Source organism: Lacrimispora xylanolytica (genome assembly GCF_026723765.1).
Taxonomy (GTDB): Bacteria; Bacillota; Clostridia; order Lachnospirales; family Lachnospiraceae; genus Lacrimispora; species Lacrimispora xylanolytica.
The window spans coordinates 176,446-190,555 of sequence record NZ_CP113524.1 but is presented as its reverse complement, the minus strand read 5'-3'; the positions used below and the strand labels follow the sequence as shown (position 1 = coordinate 190,555).

Sequence of the window (14,110 nt, the reverse complement as noted above, 5' to 3'; positions counted from 1 at the left end):
ATCCTCCTATTCGTAGTAATTCATTCGTTTTTCTATGTATTCCATCCCAACAGCTACAACCAGGTTGAACACATAGTAAAAAAGTCCTGCTGCCACAAAGGGGATTAAGCTTGTCTGAGAAGACGCCATGGCCTTTGCCACTGCAAACATCTCCAGAACGCTGATGGTAAATGCAAGGGAGGTATCCTTTACCAGGGTAATTACCTCATTGGTCACAGAAGGTAAAATCCGTTTTACCACCTGAGGGAAAATGATTCTTACAAAGGTCTGTGCCTTGGAATAGCCAAGAAGTTTTGAAGCCTCATATTGACCAGCTGGCATCGACTGTATTCCGCTTCTGTAGATCTCTGCAAAATAGGCTGCATAATTGATCACAAAGCCAATGAATGCAGCAATCAGACGGTAATCATTACTCACCTTAATCCCAAGCAGGTAATAAGGACCGAAATAAACTACCATCAGCTGCAGCATCAGGGGAGTTCCCCTCATGACTGAAATATAGAATTTTACAATGGCCTGTATGACCCGGTTCTTGGACATTCGCCCAAAGGAAACCAAAAGCCCCAGGGGCAGGGAAAAGACCAGCGTCACCACAAATATCTGGATGCTGACCCACATCCCGCCTGCCAGCTGTGAAAGTATCTGTATAAAAGTCATGATTACTCCTCCAATTACATCCTCTTATTTTCCAACAGTGGTAACATCTTTTCCAAACCACTGCTCTGAAATCTTCTTACATGTGCCATCGGCTGCCATGGCTTCTAACTGTTCCTGCACCTGATCTCTTAAGGCTTCATTGCCTTTCTTAAACCCAACGCCGTACTCTTCGGCGGATAAGGATTCCTCTAAAATAACGAAATCTGCTTTTCTCTGCTCAATCTGGTAAGCCGCCACAATGACGTCCATTGCCACAGCATCTACAGCTCCCATTTCAAGATCCATAAATGCAGTGTTATAATCCGGTGTGGTCTGCAAAGTCTTAAAGGTCTTTAATAACGCATCATCTTCTTTAATGGCCTTTTCCGCAGAAGAATCTGCCTGAACCTCAACTACCTTTCCCGAAAGGTCAGAAAGTGTTTTAATGCCCGAATCCTTACCCACTACAAATACCTGACTGTTTTTCATATAAGGCTTGGACCAGGTATAACCGTCTTCCCTGCCCGTTATGGTAAAACCATTCCAGATACAATCAATATTTCCAGACTGAAGCTCCATATCCTTGGCATCCCAGGCAATTGGCTGTGCCACGAATTTCTTTCCTAAACGTTTCGCTACTTCCTTTGCCAGGTCTAAATCAAACCCAGTGTATTCTCCGTTATCTGCCTTAAAGCCCATGGGAGGAAAATCCTGATCAAATCCTACAGTAAACGTATCCTCTCCATCTGCAGTCTTTCCTGCCTCAGTTGCCTGAGCCGATTCCGTTGTCTTGCCTGCCTCTGCTGCACTGGTGGGAGCTGCCTCCTTTTTGCCAGAACATCCGGTAAGCATTGCCAGTGTCCCTAATACCAGCGCTGCTTTTATCATTATTTTTTTCATCCTTGTATCCTCCTCTTTAATTTCATGTGTTACCATGGTAGCACAGTAAAGTATTTCTGTAAAGAAGAAAATGACTGGTAAGAATTATCTTATTGAAATAATAAGGCTTAAAATAAATACAAAAAGGATAAGACCCAGGCCCCAAATAAGGTGGGGCGGGGCCAAACCTTTCTCTTTATTATCAGAGGGTTCCGGCTCTAAAAACATACCCCAAGGACTTAACTCCAATACACCAATGGGCAGCATATTTTCTCCAGACTCATTTAAAAGGGCTGTAAATTCCTTAAAATCCTGCTCTACATACCGCTTGCCAGCCTTCCAGTCTTCTCTTGTATCCTTTTTCTCCCCGGAAAAAAAGCAAAAAGATTCCTCAGATGCCTTTATCCCTTCCTGTTTCTTTAAGAACTGGCGGTATGCCTGGCGAATGCCCTTATTGAAGCTTTCACTAAGGTCTCCATTGGTATGATAGAGTCCCATAATATAATAAAAGATCTTATAGGCGTCCTTTGGCTGAAAGAATGGTTTTTGTCCCTGACTTTGCCTTCCATTTTCCGAAGATCTTCTATACTCTTCCTGTATGTAAAAATCAATGAGCCGGTCTACCGCCTCTCTCAGTTCTGAGGCCAGGCCTTTATCCAGCCCAGAGCGAATACAGTATACTTGAGTCTTTATCGTCATCAGGGCAGCAAGGAAGCCGTATAGCTCTTCGCTGCTTCCAGACAGAGCGGCAGCACCAAATAAGTTTCCAGAATGATTGATGTATTCTGAGAACCGTTCTGCCAGAGCAAGGTCTTGGATCGTGTATACATTTTTTTCTGCCATAGGAGAAATAGAAACCTGGGCTCCAGAAATGTTTTTAACTTCCAGCGCCATTTCTTTGGTCCAATGAGGCTGGGGAAGATAAGCTTCCTTTGCAATCCGTCCAGCATATCCTGGTTCATTTTTTATCCTGCCGCTTCCATCCGGCTGGTAAATCATTCCCTGTCGTTCCTGACCCTGTGAATATTTTTGAGAGGAACTTAACGAATCCTTCCCATCTTTTAATCCCATATCAGCATTGAACAGATCTTTAAATATAATAAGAAGTTCTTTTCTATCAATGGCCTTTCCGGTGACATTGTAATACAGGGCCTTTCTTACAGCTTCCTTCGCTTCTTTCGAGCCATAAGTGTCAAGGAGGGCCTTTAGCTCCCCCAGACGGCTGTTAAGCAGCTTTAACAAAAGCTCTGAAAGCTTTTCATTTAAGGTGGAAATCTGTGCCTCTCTGCTGCCAACCGGGATGTGTTCCAGAATAGACCGAAGAAGTTCCTGGTACATGGCTGTAAGATCATTGATTTCATCTTCAACCATCTTATTAAAAGATGGCATCCAATCCTTTAAAGCTTTCAGTGCTTCTTTTAACTTCTCTTCTTCCCGTATCCGGTCAAGCTCTTCATTGCCATCCCTTCGGTCCCTATAGGGATCCCCCTCCTCAGAAATGGCTGCCCGGTCCGTTGATTTTTCCGGCTCCCTGGTTTCTTCTTTTGGAGCATTGCTGGCATCTGTCTGAGAAGCCTTTACATTCTCTCCAACCTCTTCAATAAAGCTGGCCTCTGCTGCAATGGTCTCTCTAAGCATTGCCTGTTCCACTGCTTTTCGGATCTCACTGGTAGAAGGATCATTTTCCTTTGCCAGAAGAGGCTGATCCTTTCCCTTGATCTCCATTTCATTTATTCTCACTGAATTCCCCCAAATGCTTTCTTCTGCTTATCGGTCAGTCTTTTTCATCCTGATATACGATTTTACCCTTACAAATGGTGTATTTGACCCTTCCATACAAAGATTCACCGGTAAACGGGGAATTGACGGACTTTGATACGTATTCTCCCACCGTCCATGTTTCATCAGGGTCAAAAATCACCAGATCTGCCGGGCCATCCATTTGAATTCCCGAAAATGGTATCCGGTAAAGCTTTGAAGGATTAAGGCTCATTTTTTCCATCAGCTCCATCATGGTCAAATGACCGGGACGCACCAGATTGGTCACACCCAGAGAAAGGGCGGTTTCCAGGCCGATAATTCCGCTTGGCGCTTCCTTAAGCCCCTTCGCCTTCTCCTCAGTGCTGTGAGGCGCATGGTCCGTAGCAATGATATCAATGCTTCCGTCCTTTAATCCCTGAATGAGAGCTTGTCTGTCCTCTTCGGTCCGAAGCGGGGGATTCATCTTCGCCAGAGTCCCATGCTTTAACACCGCCTCCTCTGTCAAAGAGAAATGGTGAGGAGTCACTTCCGCATACACCTCTGCTCCCAGCTCCTTTGCAAACTTCACTGCCTTCACAGAACTCTTTGAGCTGATATGCTGAATATTTACGGGCGCTTTTGTATGAAGGGCAATCATTAAATCTCTGGCTACCAGACTGTCTTCTGCAAGTGCTGGAGAACCATAGATTCCAAGCTGCTCTGAAACGCTTCCATGGTTAATGCCGTTATTTACAATAAATGCTGGATCCTCTTCGTGAAAGCTTAAAGGCAGATTCAGCTTTGCCGCCATTTCCATGGCGTCTTTCACAAGGGTTTCGTTTAAAAGAGGAATTCCGTCATCGGTAAATCCTGCGGCACCATTGGCCTTTAATGCCTCCATATCCGTTAATTCAGCGCCCATAAGCCCCTTGGATACGGTTGCGGCTGAAAGAACCCGTATTCCGGTCTTCTCGCCCTCTTTCAGCACGTATTTTAAGGTTTCTACATTATCAATGGGCGGTTTTGTATTTGCCATGCAGACAACCGTAGTAAAGCCTCCCTTGGCGGCGGCCCTGGCTCCTGTTTGTATATCTTCTTTATAGGTAAGTCCGGGATCACGGAAATGAACATGTACATCCATAAGGCCAGGCGCTACCACGTAGCCAGAAGCATCAATTACAACATCTTCTCTTGCTACGGTAAATTCCAGGTGCTCGCCAATGGCAGTTATTTTCCCGTCACTGATGCAGATATCCACATTTTTTTCTGTTTTGTCTGTAGGATCTATGACATGAGCATTTCTAATCCAAATCATCTTTATTCTCCCTTTCTTTTCTCTCCTCTGTCTTTATCGGCTTTTTAGCCGCAAACTTAAAAATACCCTGAGGAAGTTCGAAAACAAATACGATTCCAAGTACAATGGCAACTGCCACCTTAAGCGCTAAAAATCCAGTACGAGCCGCTAAATTAAGCTCATCCATTACAATATAGTAAGCCGTCCAATACACCCCTGCCCCTGGAACCAGAGGGAAAATGCCGGATATTAAAAATATGGTAACAGGGCATCGCTCTCTCACCGCAAACATTCTGGAAAAAAGTATCACAACAATGGTAGCAATCATGGCTGACATAGGAGTCGACACAAATTTAAGCAGTGCCGCGTAAACAATCCAGCCAGCCCCACCGATAAATCCGCAGTACGGATAAAACTTCCTTGGAACTCCAAACAGCAGGGAAAATGAAATTGTGCCAATAATGGCAGCCAAGGTCTCAAACAACAGACTCATAAGAGCGCACCTCCTGTCAAACGGTGAAACACTCCAAATACAAGACCAACTCCCATGGCAATGCTAAAGAACACCAAAAGGGCATCCATCATCCGCACAGAGCCGGAGATATAATCTCCGTCAGCGATATCACGAATGGCGTTGGTAAATGGCACTCCCGGAATCAGAGGCATGATGGAGCCAATGATCATAAAATTAAGGTGTTCGCCGATGCCAAGGAGATACAGCATGGTACAAATAAACGTGACCAGGGCACCACCACCAATATTTCCTACAATTTTTGAAAGTCTTGGAGCACTGATAAATAAAACGTAAAAGTACAAAAGAATCCCTGTCCCAAAGGCGCACACACTGTCTCTTACATTGCCGCCAAAGAGATAACAGAAGCAGGCGCTTCCTACTCCGGAAGCAAGTATCTGCATGACCTTTGATTTCCCCGGCATGACCCTGATTTCGTCTAAGCGCTGTCTTACCTCTGAGATGCTAACCTGACCAGCCTCAATCTCTCTGGACAATTGATTGACGGCAGCTACCCGGTCCAAATGTGTTCCGCTCACGGGGATATGCTGTACCTTTGCAAATATTTCCTCCCGCTCATTGCCCGAAGTGGTGAAAATTCCGTTGCTTAAAACAAAAGAGTTCCCGGATTCAATCCCAAAATGGCGGCAGATTCTGTCCATGGTTTCCTCGACCCGAAAGATTTCTGCTCCATTTTCCAAAAGAATGTGTCCAGCCTGCATGGCGGCATTGAGGACTTCTCTTTGATTGGTCTGATGAGAGGAAGGTGGTTCTGGTTGGGAATTGGATTTTGATTTATAGTCTATTTGGTCTGTCTCAAAATCTTTTTCCTGCTTTTCTTTTTGGTGAGCTTTGGGGCCTGCTTTGGGGTCTGCTTTGGGACCTGCTTTCATATCTGCTTTTTGGTCTGATTTCTTATCTGCTTTTTTATCTGCTTTCTGATCTGTTTCGCGTTCCATATTCCGGTCTCCTACTTAATAATAAAGCTTTGGCCGTCTTCCTGAATGTTCATGATTCGGTCCTTATAAGGTTTTGATACTTCCATACTTTTTATTTTTTTAATTACAGAAAAATCTCCCCAGCAATGCATGGGGAATACCAGATTTACCTGAACCTTTTTCATAAACTCGTCAAATCCAAGGTGGAAAGCATTTTCTTGTCTGGGATCAAGAGGCAAAAATGCAACATCAATCTCCATACCTTTCATCTTGTCCACTTCTTCAGAGTACTGTTTTGCCATAGCAAGGTTCCAGTCTTCCGGTTCTCCTTCCCAGCGCCAGTTATTTAGGTCCCCGGCATGGTAAAGGACCTTTCCTTCTGTTTTTATGATGAAAGCGACTCCTTCATCCGTAGAACTAAATGTTTGAATTTCTATATCTGCAATGCCATCTTCCAATTCCAGATCGGAGATGCTTCCCTGTATAATTCCAAATTTTCTTTTGGCACCTGGTTTCATAAACGTGATATGATTTCCGGTTTGTTCGCCAGTTTGTTTTCCGGTTTGTTCCAGCATTTGTTTGATTGAAATGTCATCGGATAAAATATATCTGATCGCTTTGAAATCATCAAAGCGCTCCAGTATCTTAGGGGAATAATGATCTCCATGTCTATGGCTTGCAAACACAAAAAGGGGCTTATCCTTTTTGATTTCAGGTATGACACCTTCCGTATAATCAAACAACAGAGTCATAGTCTCAAGCTCCACAAGAAACGAGCTGTGATGGATATATGTGATCTTCATAAGAATGGACCTCCTTGATTTTGCTAATTGGGAAAATTATAACACAAGAGGCCCCTCTCTGCATAGCATAGGAGCGCAAAAAAGACGGGGACAAAATGTCCCCGCCTCATAAAAAACATATTCTAGATTAATTCGGTATAAATACTGAATTAGTTAGCTGCCTTTGTAGTTTCAGCTTCTACGGAAGATGCTTCTGTTGCGGACTCAGACTCAGCTGCTTCTGCAGATGTCTCTTCTGTGCTAGCTTCTTCAGAAGACTCTAAAGTTGTCTCTTCTGTTGTTGTTGCTTCTTCTGTTGTAACTGCTTCTGTTGTAGCTGCTTCTGTTGTTACTTCAGCCTCAGTAGCTGCTGTTGTCTCTGTTGTCTTGCTTCCACATGCAGAGATTGCTGCCATTGTTAATACAGCTACGCCTGTAAGTACGAGTTTCTTTGTAGTTAATTTCATAATAATTCTCCTCCTTGCGACCACATAGATTTTTATTTTTTTATGTAATATGTTGCCGCGGTTTCATGTTGTCCTACGACCCTGAAACCGATTCCAAGTTTAACACCTTAGAATTACAAAGTCAATGACCTTTTCATGATTTTTTTCTTAATTAAAATCGGGGTATTTCTTAAAAATTATTACAATGAAAGGTGGGTGGATGCTTAATATAATTATAAATTTGTGCACTTGAAATTAATTTAATTAAGTTGCTTTTCATTTGTCCATTCACATAATGTATGATTTTTGTATTGTTTTTGTAAAATCTTTGTAATATTTTTACATGCATTTAGAGCTGTAAGGTCGCTACATGCTGATTTCCATTTTATTTTTCATTGGTTTTTGGCTCATAATATCTGGATTTTTGTAGATTTTTATGTAGCTATTGGAATTTACAAAAGAAATATAATTAGTCTGAAATGACATCGGGTGATATATATGTGGTGATTCGATGGTGTTTATGTGCTAATTTGACGTTAGAGTTCTTTTAATACCACGTCCAATAGGAATTTCACTTTATAGAATACAGGCCATTCCTTTTTTGAATTAGGGATTCTAAAGAGGAATATCTTAAACATATTATCCTTGGTCTGTTAGTACACTTTGCCTTGTGCTATTGCTAATTTCTCATCTTCAGTTTAATGTATTTACGGTGCTTCGTAGTACCATTATACTTTTCATGTGCATGAGCATGGGCGGCATACGTACTTGCATACTATGTATGCCTAGCACTTCTCCCATTGCAGACCCAATCATTTCCTGCTATACTTCAACTAATTAATTTAATAAAATCACAATGTGAATTATATGGAACAGGAGGTACTGTTATGTTTAAAGATCTTATCACTAAATCCCGTACATACCGCAGATTTTATGAGGAGGTACAAATCCCGACAGCAGAATTAAAAGAACTGGTGGACCTTGCCAGGCTCACACCTTCCACATCAAATTCCCAGGCTCTTAAATTCCGGTTGTGTAATACACCGGAAGAAACGGAAAAGGTGTTTGAGACTCTTGGCTGGGCTGGAGCACTGCCTGAATGGGATGGTCCCAAAAAAGGAGAACGCCCATCTGCCTATATTATTATATTATGTGATCTGTCTCTTGGTAAAAATAAATTGTATGATGATGGCATTGCTGCACAGACCATGATGCTGGGGGCGGTTGAAAAAGGGTATGGCGGATGCATACTGGGTAACGTGCAGAGAAGCCGCCTGGCAGAGGCATTAGGCATTGACACTGCCTTTTATTCCATTGACTTGGTTCTTGCACTTGGGAAGCCTAAGGAAGAAGTGGTTATTGTACCAGTGAAGGAAAATGGGGATATTCGGTATTATAGGGATGATAACCAGGTTCATTATGTTCCTAAGAGGGGAATTGATGATTTGATTCTATAGAATATCTGCATAAATGCAGTTACACCGTAAGCGCCTAATCTAAGGGTGGATTTTAAATTGCACCGTTTTTCTTTATAATTGTTATCAGGAAATGCGAGCGTTTTACTCTAAGCCTTTGCGAGAATGCAAGCATTTTACTCTATTTCGGAGACTAGCAATTATGAGATCAAAACGAATTTCTGCCGATGAGCAGTTTCTGCTCATCATGGAGTGCCGACAAAGCGGCCTCTCCGACTATCAATGGTGCCAAATGAATGATATTAATCCAGGCACCTTTTATAACTGGATCAGTAGACTTCGTAAGCGTGGAATGGTGATCCCCATGTTAGATGATCAAGGAAAGAAAACATCTGCTCCTTTGCAGGAAGTGGTAAAGGTTAACTTAATGCCGGATTCGGCATCAATGCCTGCTCCTTTGCAAGTAGAGCAAAATACTTGCATTGTTCCGGATCTTGCTACCAAAGAATTGCCTACGGTTGAAATTCTGATTGGCAATGCAACAATCCGCTTCTTTAATAACACAGATAAAAACCTGATCGAAACTACTCTCAAATGCATGGGAGGTGTTATGTTGTGCTAGGTGATATTTCCACAGCAATCAACATCTATATCATTACAGGCTATACGGATATGCGTAAGTCCATAGATGGACTCTACGCCATCATTCTAGACCAGTTGAAAGCGGAACCGGATGCCAGATCAATTTATCTATTCTGTGGCAGACGATGTGACCGAATCAAGGTTCTGCTCCGAGAGCCTGATGGAATGGTTCTTCTCTATAAACGGCTTGACGTTGTTCAAGGCAAGTATCGATGGCCAAGAAATAGCAATGAGGCAAAAAATATTACCTGGCAACAATTCGACTGGCTTATGACGGGGCTTGAAATCGAGCAGCCAAAAGCTCTTAAAACCGGCTGAAACCCTTGATTTTACTGGCTTTTTCGCTCTTTTTATGGTATACTTTTTATAGTAAACTAAGGAGCAAAAACGTGGCCAACAGTAGTAAAGATATCCAGCTCATTGAGCTTAAAGATATGATTTCACAACTAAATACTACGATCAAAACACTTGCGGAAGCATTGAATAAACAGCAGGCTGAAAATGATAATCTTAAGTCTGAACTGGCTTGGTTTCGCCAGAAGTATTTTGGTGCTTCCAGTGAACGCCGCGTGGATGACGTCGCAGGTCAATTGAACCTTTTTGACAATCTTACAGAGGACGAAAAACCGGTGGAACTAATCGAACCGGAAGTTATCCCCGCTCCAAAGAAATCTCGAAAAAAGAAACCTACTTTAGCAGAACAATTTAAGGATATTCCAACCAGACAGCTAAATGTAGATACACTGACCAAAGAGGAAAAAACATGTCCAATCTGTGGAACCCAAATGATTCCGATTGGAACAGAACTGATCCGAAGCGAAATCGTTTATACTCCGCCAAAGCTGGAGCGTATCGAATACATGGCAACCACGTATTCATGTCCAGAGTGCAAGGATACGGAGGAGCCACAGTTTATAAAGGATAATGGAACGCCTGCATTGATTCCCGGAAGTTATGTTTCAGAATCCCTGCTGGCATATATCATTTATCGAAAGTACGGATTGTACATCCCTCTTTATCGTCAGGAGCAGGATTTCCAGCAGATGAACGCTCCAATAGGACGAACATCTATGGCACACTGGATTATTATAGTTGGCATTGAATATATAACGCCGCTGTATGATTACTTTCATAGGGAACTGCTAAAACGCAGATTCCTTATGATGGACGAGACACCAATCCAGGTATTAAAAGAGGAAGACCGGCGGGCACAGACAAAATCTTATTTATGGGTTGTCCGAACTGGTGAAGATGGATTAAATCCTATCGTCCTCTATAATTACACGCCCACAAGAGCAGGAGAAAATATCAAACAATTCCTAAAGGGTATGGAACCTGGATTTTATCTAATGACAGATGCATACAAGGGCTACAACAAGGTGAATGAAGCCAGGCGTTGTTGTTGCTTTGCACATATCAGGAGATATCTATTGGAGGCTATCCCAAAAGGCCATGAGAAGGATTACAGTCATCCGGCAGTACAGGGAGTCTTGTATTGTAATAAGTTGTTCGAGTATGAACGGGTCTATAAGGAAAAAGGACTCTCATACAAACAGATAGGCAATCGTCGCCTCAAAGACCAAAGACCAGTCGTTGAGGGCTTCTTGGCGTGGGCAAACCAAGTCAATCCCGGAGATAATGCCAAACTTAAGAAAGCAATCACATATATTAAAAACCGTCGAGACTTTCTTATGACATATCTGGAAGATGGCCGGTGCAGCTTAAGCAACAACCTTAGCGAAAATTCAATCCGTCCAGTAACTATAGGCCGGAAAAACTGGCTCTTTTCAGACACTCCGGAAGGAGCGACAGCCAATTCGCTCTATCTCACTATCATAGAGATGGCAAAGGCGTATGACTTAAATCTATATGAATATCTGAAGTTCTTGCTAGAGAATCGTCCCAGCAAGGGCATGTCAGATGATGAGATAGCAAAACTTGCGCCTTGGGATAAAACAGTCCAAGAACTTTGCAAGAACAAAATGGAGTAAAATGCTTTCATTTCCGAATCCTAGCAATAGGATCCGGAAATTATTTATGAGTCATACCCCGAAACTATGCGCTTACGTTACACCTTCAGTTGATTAGGAAAATGTTATATAAAAAATATTTAATATGGAACATAACGCAAACAGCCGGTCTTTGATATCTATGACCGGCTGTTTCTATTCTTAATTATTACATTTGTCAATCGGGTCTAGAATCTTTGCCCACATTTCGGGCAATATTCAAAATCCTCTGACGTTTCATATCCGCAGTTTGTGCAGGCCTTTTGATTCCACCCTGTAGTCCTTTTACCAGTCTCAATGATAGTTAAATCCTGATCTGTAATGTCTACCGACTCTCTTCTGCTTATTTGCTTGCCCTTTTCTGCATTCAACTCATAGATCGTATTGCAGCAAGACATCTGAACGTAATATCGACGGTCCCATTTAATGATAGGAATGAAAAATACACTAAAATAGCTATAGGTCATATAAACCTGATATCTGCCATAGCCTCCACACAGGCCACAGATTATTGTCTTTGAATAATCAAGCAGTTTCCTGCCTTGGCTTATACCGCATATGAAAAACATAGTTAACCTCCATTCCCATACAAATTAGCATATAAAATCATAACTAAATACTACTAAACTTTTTACTGTTTTTAAAATTCCTATCATTGACGAGCATCTTCTTCTAAAAACAAATTAAAGGAAATTATTAATTATCGATATTCTATTGCCGGATATTCATTAACTTACTCGTAAACAAAGAAATCATTCATAAACTTCTTATATTCCTTCACTCTTTCATCGTCAGGAGCATATGTATCCAGTTTATCCAAAACATTTACCCACAAGAAATCCTCTTTTGATATAAGCATATCTAGAGTCTGAATTCCATGTTCAATATCAAATACCCTCAGTTTATCCTCTTCATAGCCACGTCTGGACTTGTTAAAAAAATCAGGCTCAGTATAATATCGATTGTCTGTTTCTCCCTGTATTATTTTTATCAGTTGAGTATAGGTCTCTCGATAGAATTCTTTTTCAAAATGTGCTCCATTGAGATTATCCCAGAATGTCGCATCTCCCATAAAATATTGTGAAAGATCTATCACATAAGGATTATATTTCTCGATAATATAATCTTCTAATTCTTTGAGGGGTTGATTGTAATTATCATTGGCCTGAAACGGATTTTTAAAGTTATTTGGTATCTCCTTAACCAGCCCGTCTTTATCCAAATAATATGTATTTGATCGAAAGCGATTTAATATAATATGATTTTCATCATACTTTTTCATGATTTTTTCAAAAAATATATCAACGTAAGGATACCATATCCATTTCGGTAGCGTCATAAGATTAGCAATCTGAATATCCTTTTTATACTTATTAAAGCATTTTGTTTGCATATATTCATGAGCACAAGTAGCAAACGCTGTTTCTTTATAGATAGCAAAATCATTTTGCATATCAAATAAATCCATAACCAACCAATCTGCATCAGATTCAAGTAGCATATGTACTGTGGATTTATTTAAACATTGTTGTAAGGAATGGATACGTGATTTATCCCATAATTCTTCTGCAGATATATCCATTATTTCATTTTTAGAAAATGGAGCTGGCATAACAGACAATGCTATATTTTGTTTGTCTAAAAAGTATTTCATTTCTATATGATCATGTGCAATCCCATGTCCTGAACAATCACCATCAAGCAGTGATATACGTGAAATGCAGCTTCCTAATATATTCACCTTCATACGCGTTTCTCCCCTAGTAAATAGTTATAATCCATTACCAAAATAGCTTCATATAGTAATATCTAAAAATAGATCATTTTTATATAGCTATTACTTAGCAAATCCATGTGGCATCTATAGACATAACAAAATAAAATTAATAGTACCATTCCTATTTCAATATTTCTATTTCTTTTGAAAAATATTGACCTATTTTTGCAATAAATCCTAACGTATCTAGTTTCATTACTTCCGGAAACGTGGATATAACAGGTGCTGTCTCAAAACTAAGTACCCTATTAAATTTTATATTTTTCAATCCACTGATAAACCCATCCCAATCCGTAGAAGCCAAATTCTCTCTGTTTTTTGCAAATGTAAACGGTATCTGGTGAAGGTCAGCTGCTCCATCGTTATCATGTATATGCAAGACCTTCAATCTATCTCCCAGTGCAGTAATAAAGCTTTCAAAATCGATTCCCACCAAATTAGCATGCCCTGTATCAAAGCAAAATCCCAAAACTTCAGCCTGGTATTTTTCATTTACGCGGTCAATCCGTTCCACTGCCTTTTTAACATCGCAGCAAGGACCCTCTACTAGATGTCCACCTATGCTATCATATAAATTCTCAATACATATGGTTATACCAAGCTCCTTGGCTAAAGGAGCCATTTCTTTAATAAACTGCTCCGTACGTTTCCATTCTTCCTCCTCAGATCCCAAATACCTTGCCAGCTTACAACCGTGAATGACAATATATTGACAACCGAAAAAGGCACATACCATCATACTTTTTGGTGCAACTTCCTGCCAAAGATATTGATTCAGTTCCTCACTGGCCATTGGGACATAGACCGGATAGGGCATATGCATTTGATTAATAGTAATTCCGGCTGCATCTGCACCAAGTTTATGAGGTAAAAAAAATTTCTCAAGTTCTTGTATTGACTGGTCAAAAAATTTATTTAATTCTAACTGATATAAGGATGTATTCATAAGATACGAATTTAAGCTGAAATCTGCACAGGTAAATCCAGCTTTTTTTAATATAGAAAAACCTTCCTCCGGGTGATTATCGTATACGACATTCT

General features: G+C 40.9%; 15 protein-coding genes. 4 read left to right on the top strand and 11 right to left on the bottom strand.

Features of this window, described 5'->3' with window-relative positions; genetic code table 11:
- Nucleotides 1-6 precede the first annotated feature (6 nt).
- From OW255_RS00905 to OW255_RS00870, 8 genes are all read right to left on the bottom strand, one after another.
- Complete coding sequence (locus OW255_RS00905; RefSeq protein ID WP_034598298.1) at nucleotides 7-657, bottom strand: amino acid ABC transporter permease; 651 nt, start codon at nucleotides 655-657, stop codon at nucleotides 7-9.
- Between the two features lie 24 nt (nucleotides 658-681).
- A complete protein-coding gene (locus OW255_RS00900; protein WP_024837776.1) occupies nucleotides 682-1,536 on the bottom strand; it encodes an amino acid ABC transporter substrate-binding protein in 855 nt (284 codons plus the stop codon).
- An 84-nt stretch (nucleotides 1,537-1,620) separates the two neighbouring features.
- Nucleotides 1,621-3,255: a hypothetical protein gene (locus OW255_RS00895; RefSeq protein WP_268115336.1), complete on the bottom strand. Its 1,635-nt coding sequence runs from the start codon at nucleotides 3,253-3,255 to the stop codon at nucleotides 1,621-1,623.
- Nucleotides 3,256-3,289: 34 nt separating this feature from the next.
- Entirely contained in the window at nucleotides 3,290-4,567 is a 1,278-nt protein-coding gene (locus tag OW255_RS00890; protein ID WP_416861732.1) for a dihydroorotase, read from the bottom strand.
- On the bottom strand, nucleotides 4,557-5,042 hold the full coding sequence (locus OW255_RS00885; RefSeq protein WP_268115334.1) for a threonine/serine exporter family protein: 486 nt from the start codon (nucleotides 5,040-5,042) through the stop codon (nucleotides 4,557-4,559). The genes OW255_RS00890 and OW255_RS00885 overlap by 11 nt, the downstream gene beginning before the upstream one ends.
- Complete coding sequence (locus tag OW255_RS00880) at nucleotides 5,039-5,782, bottom strand: threonine/serine exporter family protein (RefSeq protein ID WP_084326242.1); 744 nt, start codon at nucleotides 5,780-5,782, stop codon at nucleotides 5,039-5,041. Before OW255_RS00880 ends, OW255_RS00885 begins: the two co-directional genes overlap by 4 nt.
- A 248-nt stretch (nucleotides 5,783-6,030) precedes the next feature.
- Entirely contained in the window at nucleotides 6,031-6,801 is a 771-nt protein-coding gene (locus OW255_RS00875; RefSeq protein ID WP_268115333.1) for an MBL fold metallo-hydrolase, read from the bottom strand.
- A 149-nt stretch (nucleotides 6,802-6,950) separates the two neighbouring features.
- On the bottom strand, nucleotides 6,951-7,247 hold the full coding sequence (locus tag OW255_RS00870; RefSeq protein ID WP_024837782.1) for a hypothetical protein: 297 nt from the start codon (nucleotides 7,245-7,247) through the stop codon (nucleotides 6,951-6,953).
- 866 nt (nucleotides 7,248-8,113) lie between these two features.
- Here OW255_RS00870 and OW255_RS00865 point away from each other — a divergent pair.
- From OW255_RS00865 to tnpC, 4 genes are all read left to right on the top strand, one after another.
- Complete coding sequence (locus OW255_RS00865) at nucleotides 8,114-8,683, top strand: nitroreductase family protein (protein WP_268115332.1); 570 nt, start codon at nucleotides 8,114-8,116, stop codon at nucleotides 8,681-8,683.
- Nucleotides 8,684-8,843: 160 nt separating this feature from the next.
- Nucleotides 8,844-9,263: an IS66 family insertion sequence element accessory protein TnpA gene (gene tnpA, locus OW255_RS00860; protein WP_268115331.1), complete on the top strand. Its 420-nt coding sequence runs from the start codon at nucleotides 8,844-8,846 to the stop codon at nucleotides 9,261-9,263.
- Nucleotides 9,257-9,601 (top strand): IS66 family insertion sequence element accessory protein TnpB, encoded by a 345-nt coding sequence (gene tnpB, locus OW255_RS00855; RefSeq protein ID WP_268115330.1) that lies wholly within the window; start codon nucleotides 9,257-9,259, stop codon nucleotides 9,599-9,601. The genes tnpA and tnpB overlap by 7 nt, the downstream gene beginning before the upstream one ends.
- Nucleotides 9,602-9,672: 71 nt before the next feature.
- On the top strand, nucleotides 9,673-11,274 hold the full coding sequence (gene tnpC / locus OW255_RS00850; protein ID WP_268115329.1) for an IS66 family transposase: 1,602 nt from the start codon (nucleotides 9,673-9,675) through the stop codon (nucleotides 11,272-11,274).
- A 206-nt stretch (nucleotides 11,275-11,480) separates the two neighbouring features.
- Here the strand turns inward: tnpC and OW255_RS00845 are convergent, their stop codons facing one another.
- From OW255_RS00845 to OW255_RS00835, 3 genes are all read right to left on the bottom strand, one after another.
- On the bottom strand, nucleotides 11,481-11,861 hold the full coding sequence (locus OW255_RS00845; protein ID WP_268115328.1) for a zinc ribbon domain-containing protein: 381 nt from the start codon (nucleotides 11,859-11,861) through the stop codon (nucleotides 11,481-11,483).
- 164 nt (nucleotides 11,862-12,025) lie between these two features.
- The gene (locus OW255_RS00840; RefSeq protein ID WP_268115327.1) at nucleotides 12,026-13,039 is read right to left on the bottom strand and encodes a DUF6270 domain-containing protein; all 1,014 of its coding nucleotides are present in this window, start codon (nucleotides 13,037-13,039) and stop codon (nucleotides 12,026-12,028) included.
- Nucleotides 13,040-13,190: 151 nt separating this feature from the next.
- Nucleotides 13,191-14,015 carry a sugar phosphate isomerase/epimerase family protein gene (locus OW255_RS00835; protein WP_268115326.1) on the bottom strand — a complete coding sequence of 275 codons (825 nt, stop codon included), beginning with the start codon at nucleotides 14,013-14,015 and terminating at the stop codon, nucleotides 13,191-13,193.
- Nucleotides 14,016-14,110: the final 95 nt, after the last annotated feature.

Coding starts and splice junctions, on each gene's coding strand:
- OW255_RS00835 (WP_268115326.1), bottom strand. CDS start 14,015: ATGAATACATCCTTATATCAGTTAGAATTAAATAAATTTTTTGACCAG.
- OW255_RS00875 (WP_268115333.1), bottom strand. CDS start 6,801: ATGAAGATCACATATATCCATCACAGCTCGTTTCTTGTGGAGCTTGAG.
- OW255_RS00840 (WP_268115327.1), bottom strand. CDS start 13,039: ATGAAGGTGAATATATTAGGAAGCTGCATTTCACGTATATCACTGCTT.
- OW255_RS00885 (WP_268115334.1), bottom strand. CDS start 5,042: ATGAGTCTGTTGTTTGAGACCTTGGCTGCCATTATTGGCACAATTTCA.
- OW255_RS00900 (WP_024837776.1), bottom strand. CDS start 1,536: ATGAAAAAAATAATGATAAAAGCAGCGCTGGTATTAGGGACACTGGCA.
- OW255_RS00845 (WP_268115328.1), bottom strand. CDS start 11,861: ATGTTTTTCATATGCGGTATAAGCCAAGGCAGGAAACTGCTTGATTAT.
- tnpA (WP_268115331.1), top strand. CDS start 8,844: ATGAGATCAAAACGAATTTCTGCCGATGAGCAGTTTCTGCTCATCATG.
- OW255_RS00905 (WP_034598298.1), bottom strand. CDS start 657: ATGACTTTTATACAGATACTTTCACAGCTGGCAGGCGGGATGTGGGTC.
- OW255_RS00870 (WP_024837782.1), bottom strand. CDS start 7,247: ATGAAATTAACTACAAAGAAACTCGTACTTACAGGCGTAGCTGTATTA.
- OW255_RS00880 (WP_084326242.1), bottom strand. CDS start 5,782: ATGCAGGCTGGACACATTCTTTTGGAAAATGGAGCAGAAATCTTTCGG.
- OW255_RS00865 (WP_268115332.1), top strand. CDS start 8,114: ATGTTTAAAGATCTTATCACTAAATCCCGTACATACCGCAGATTTTAT.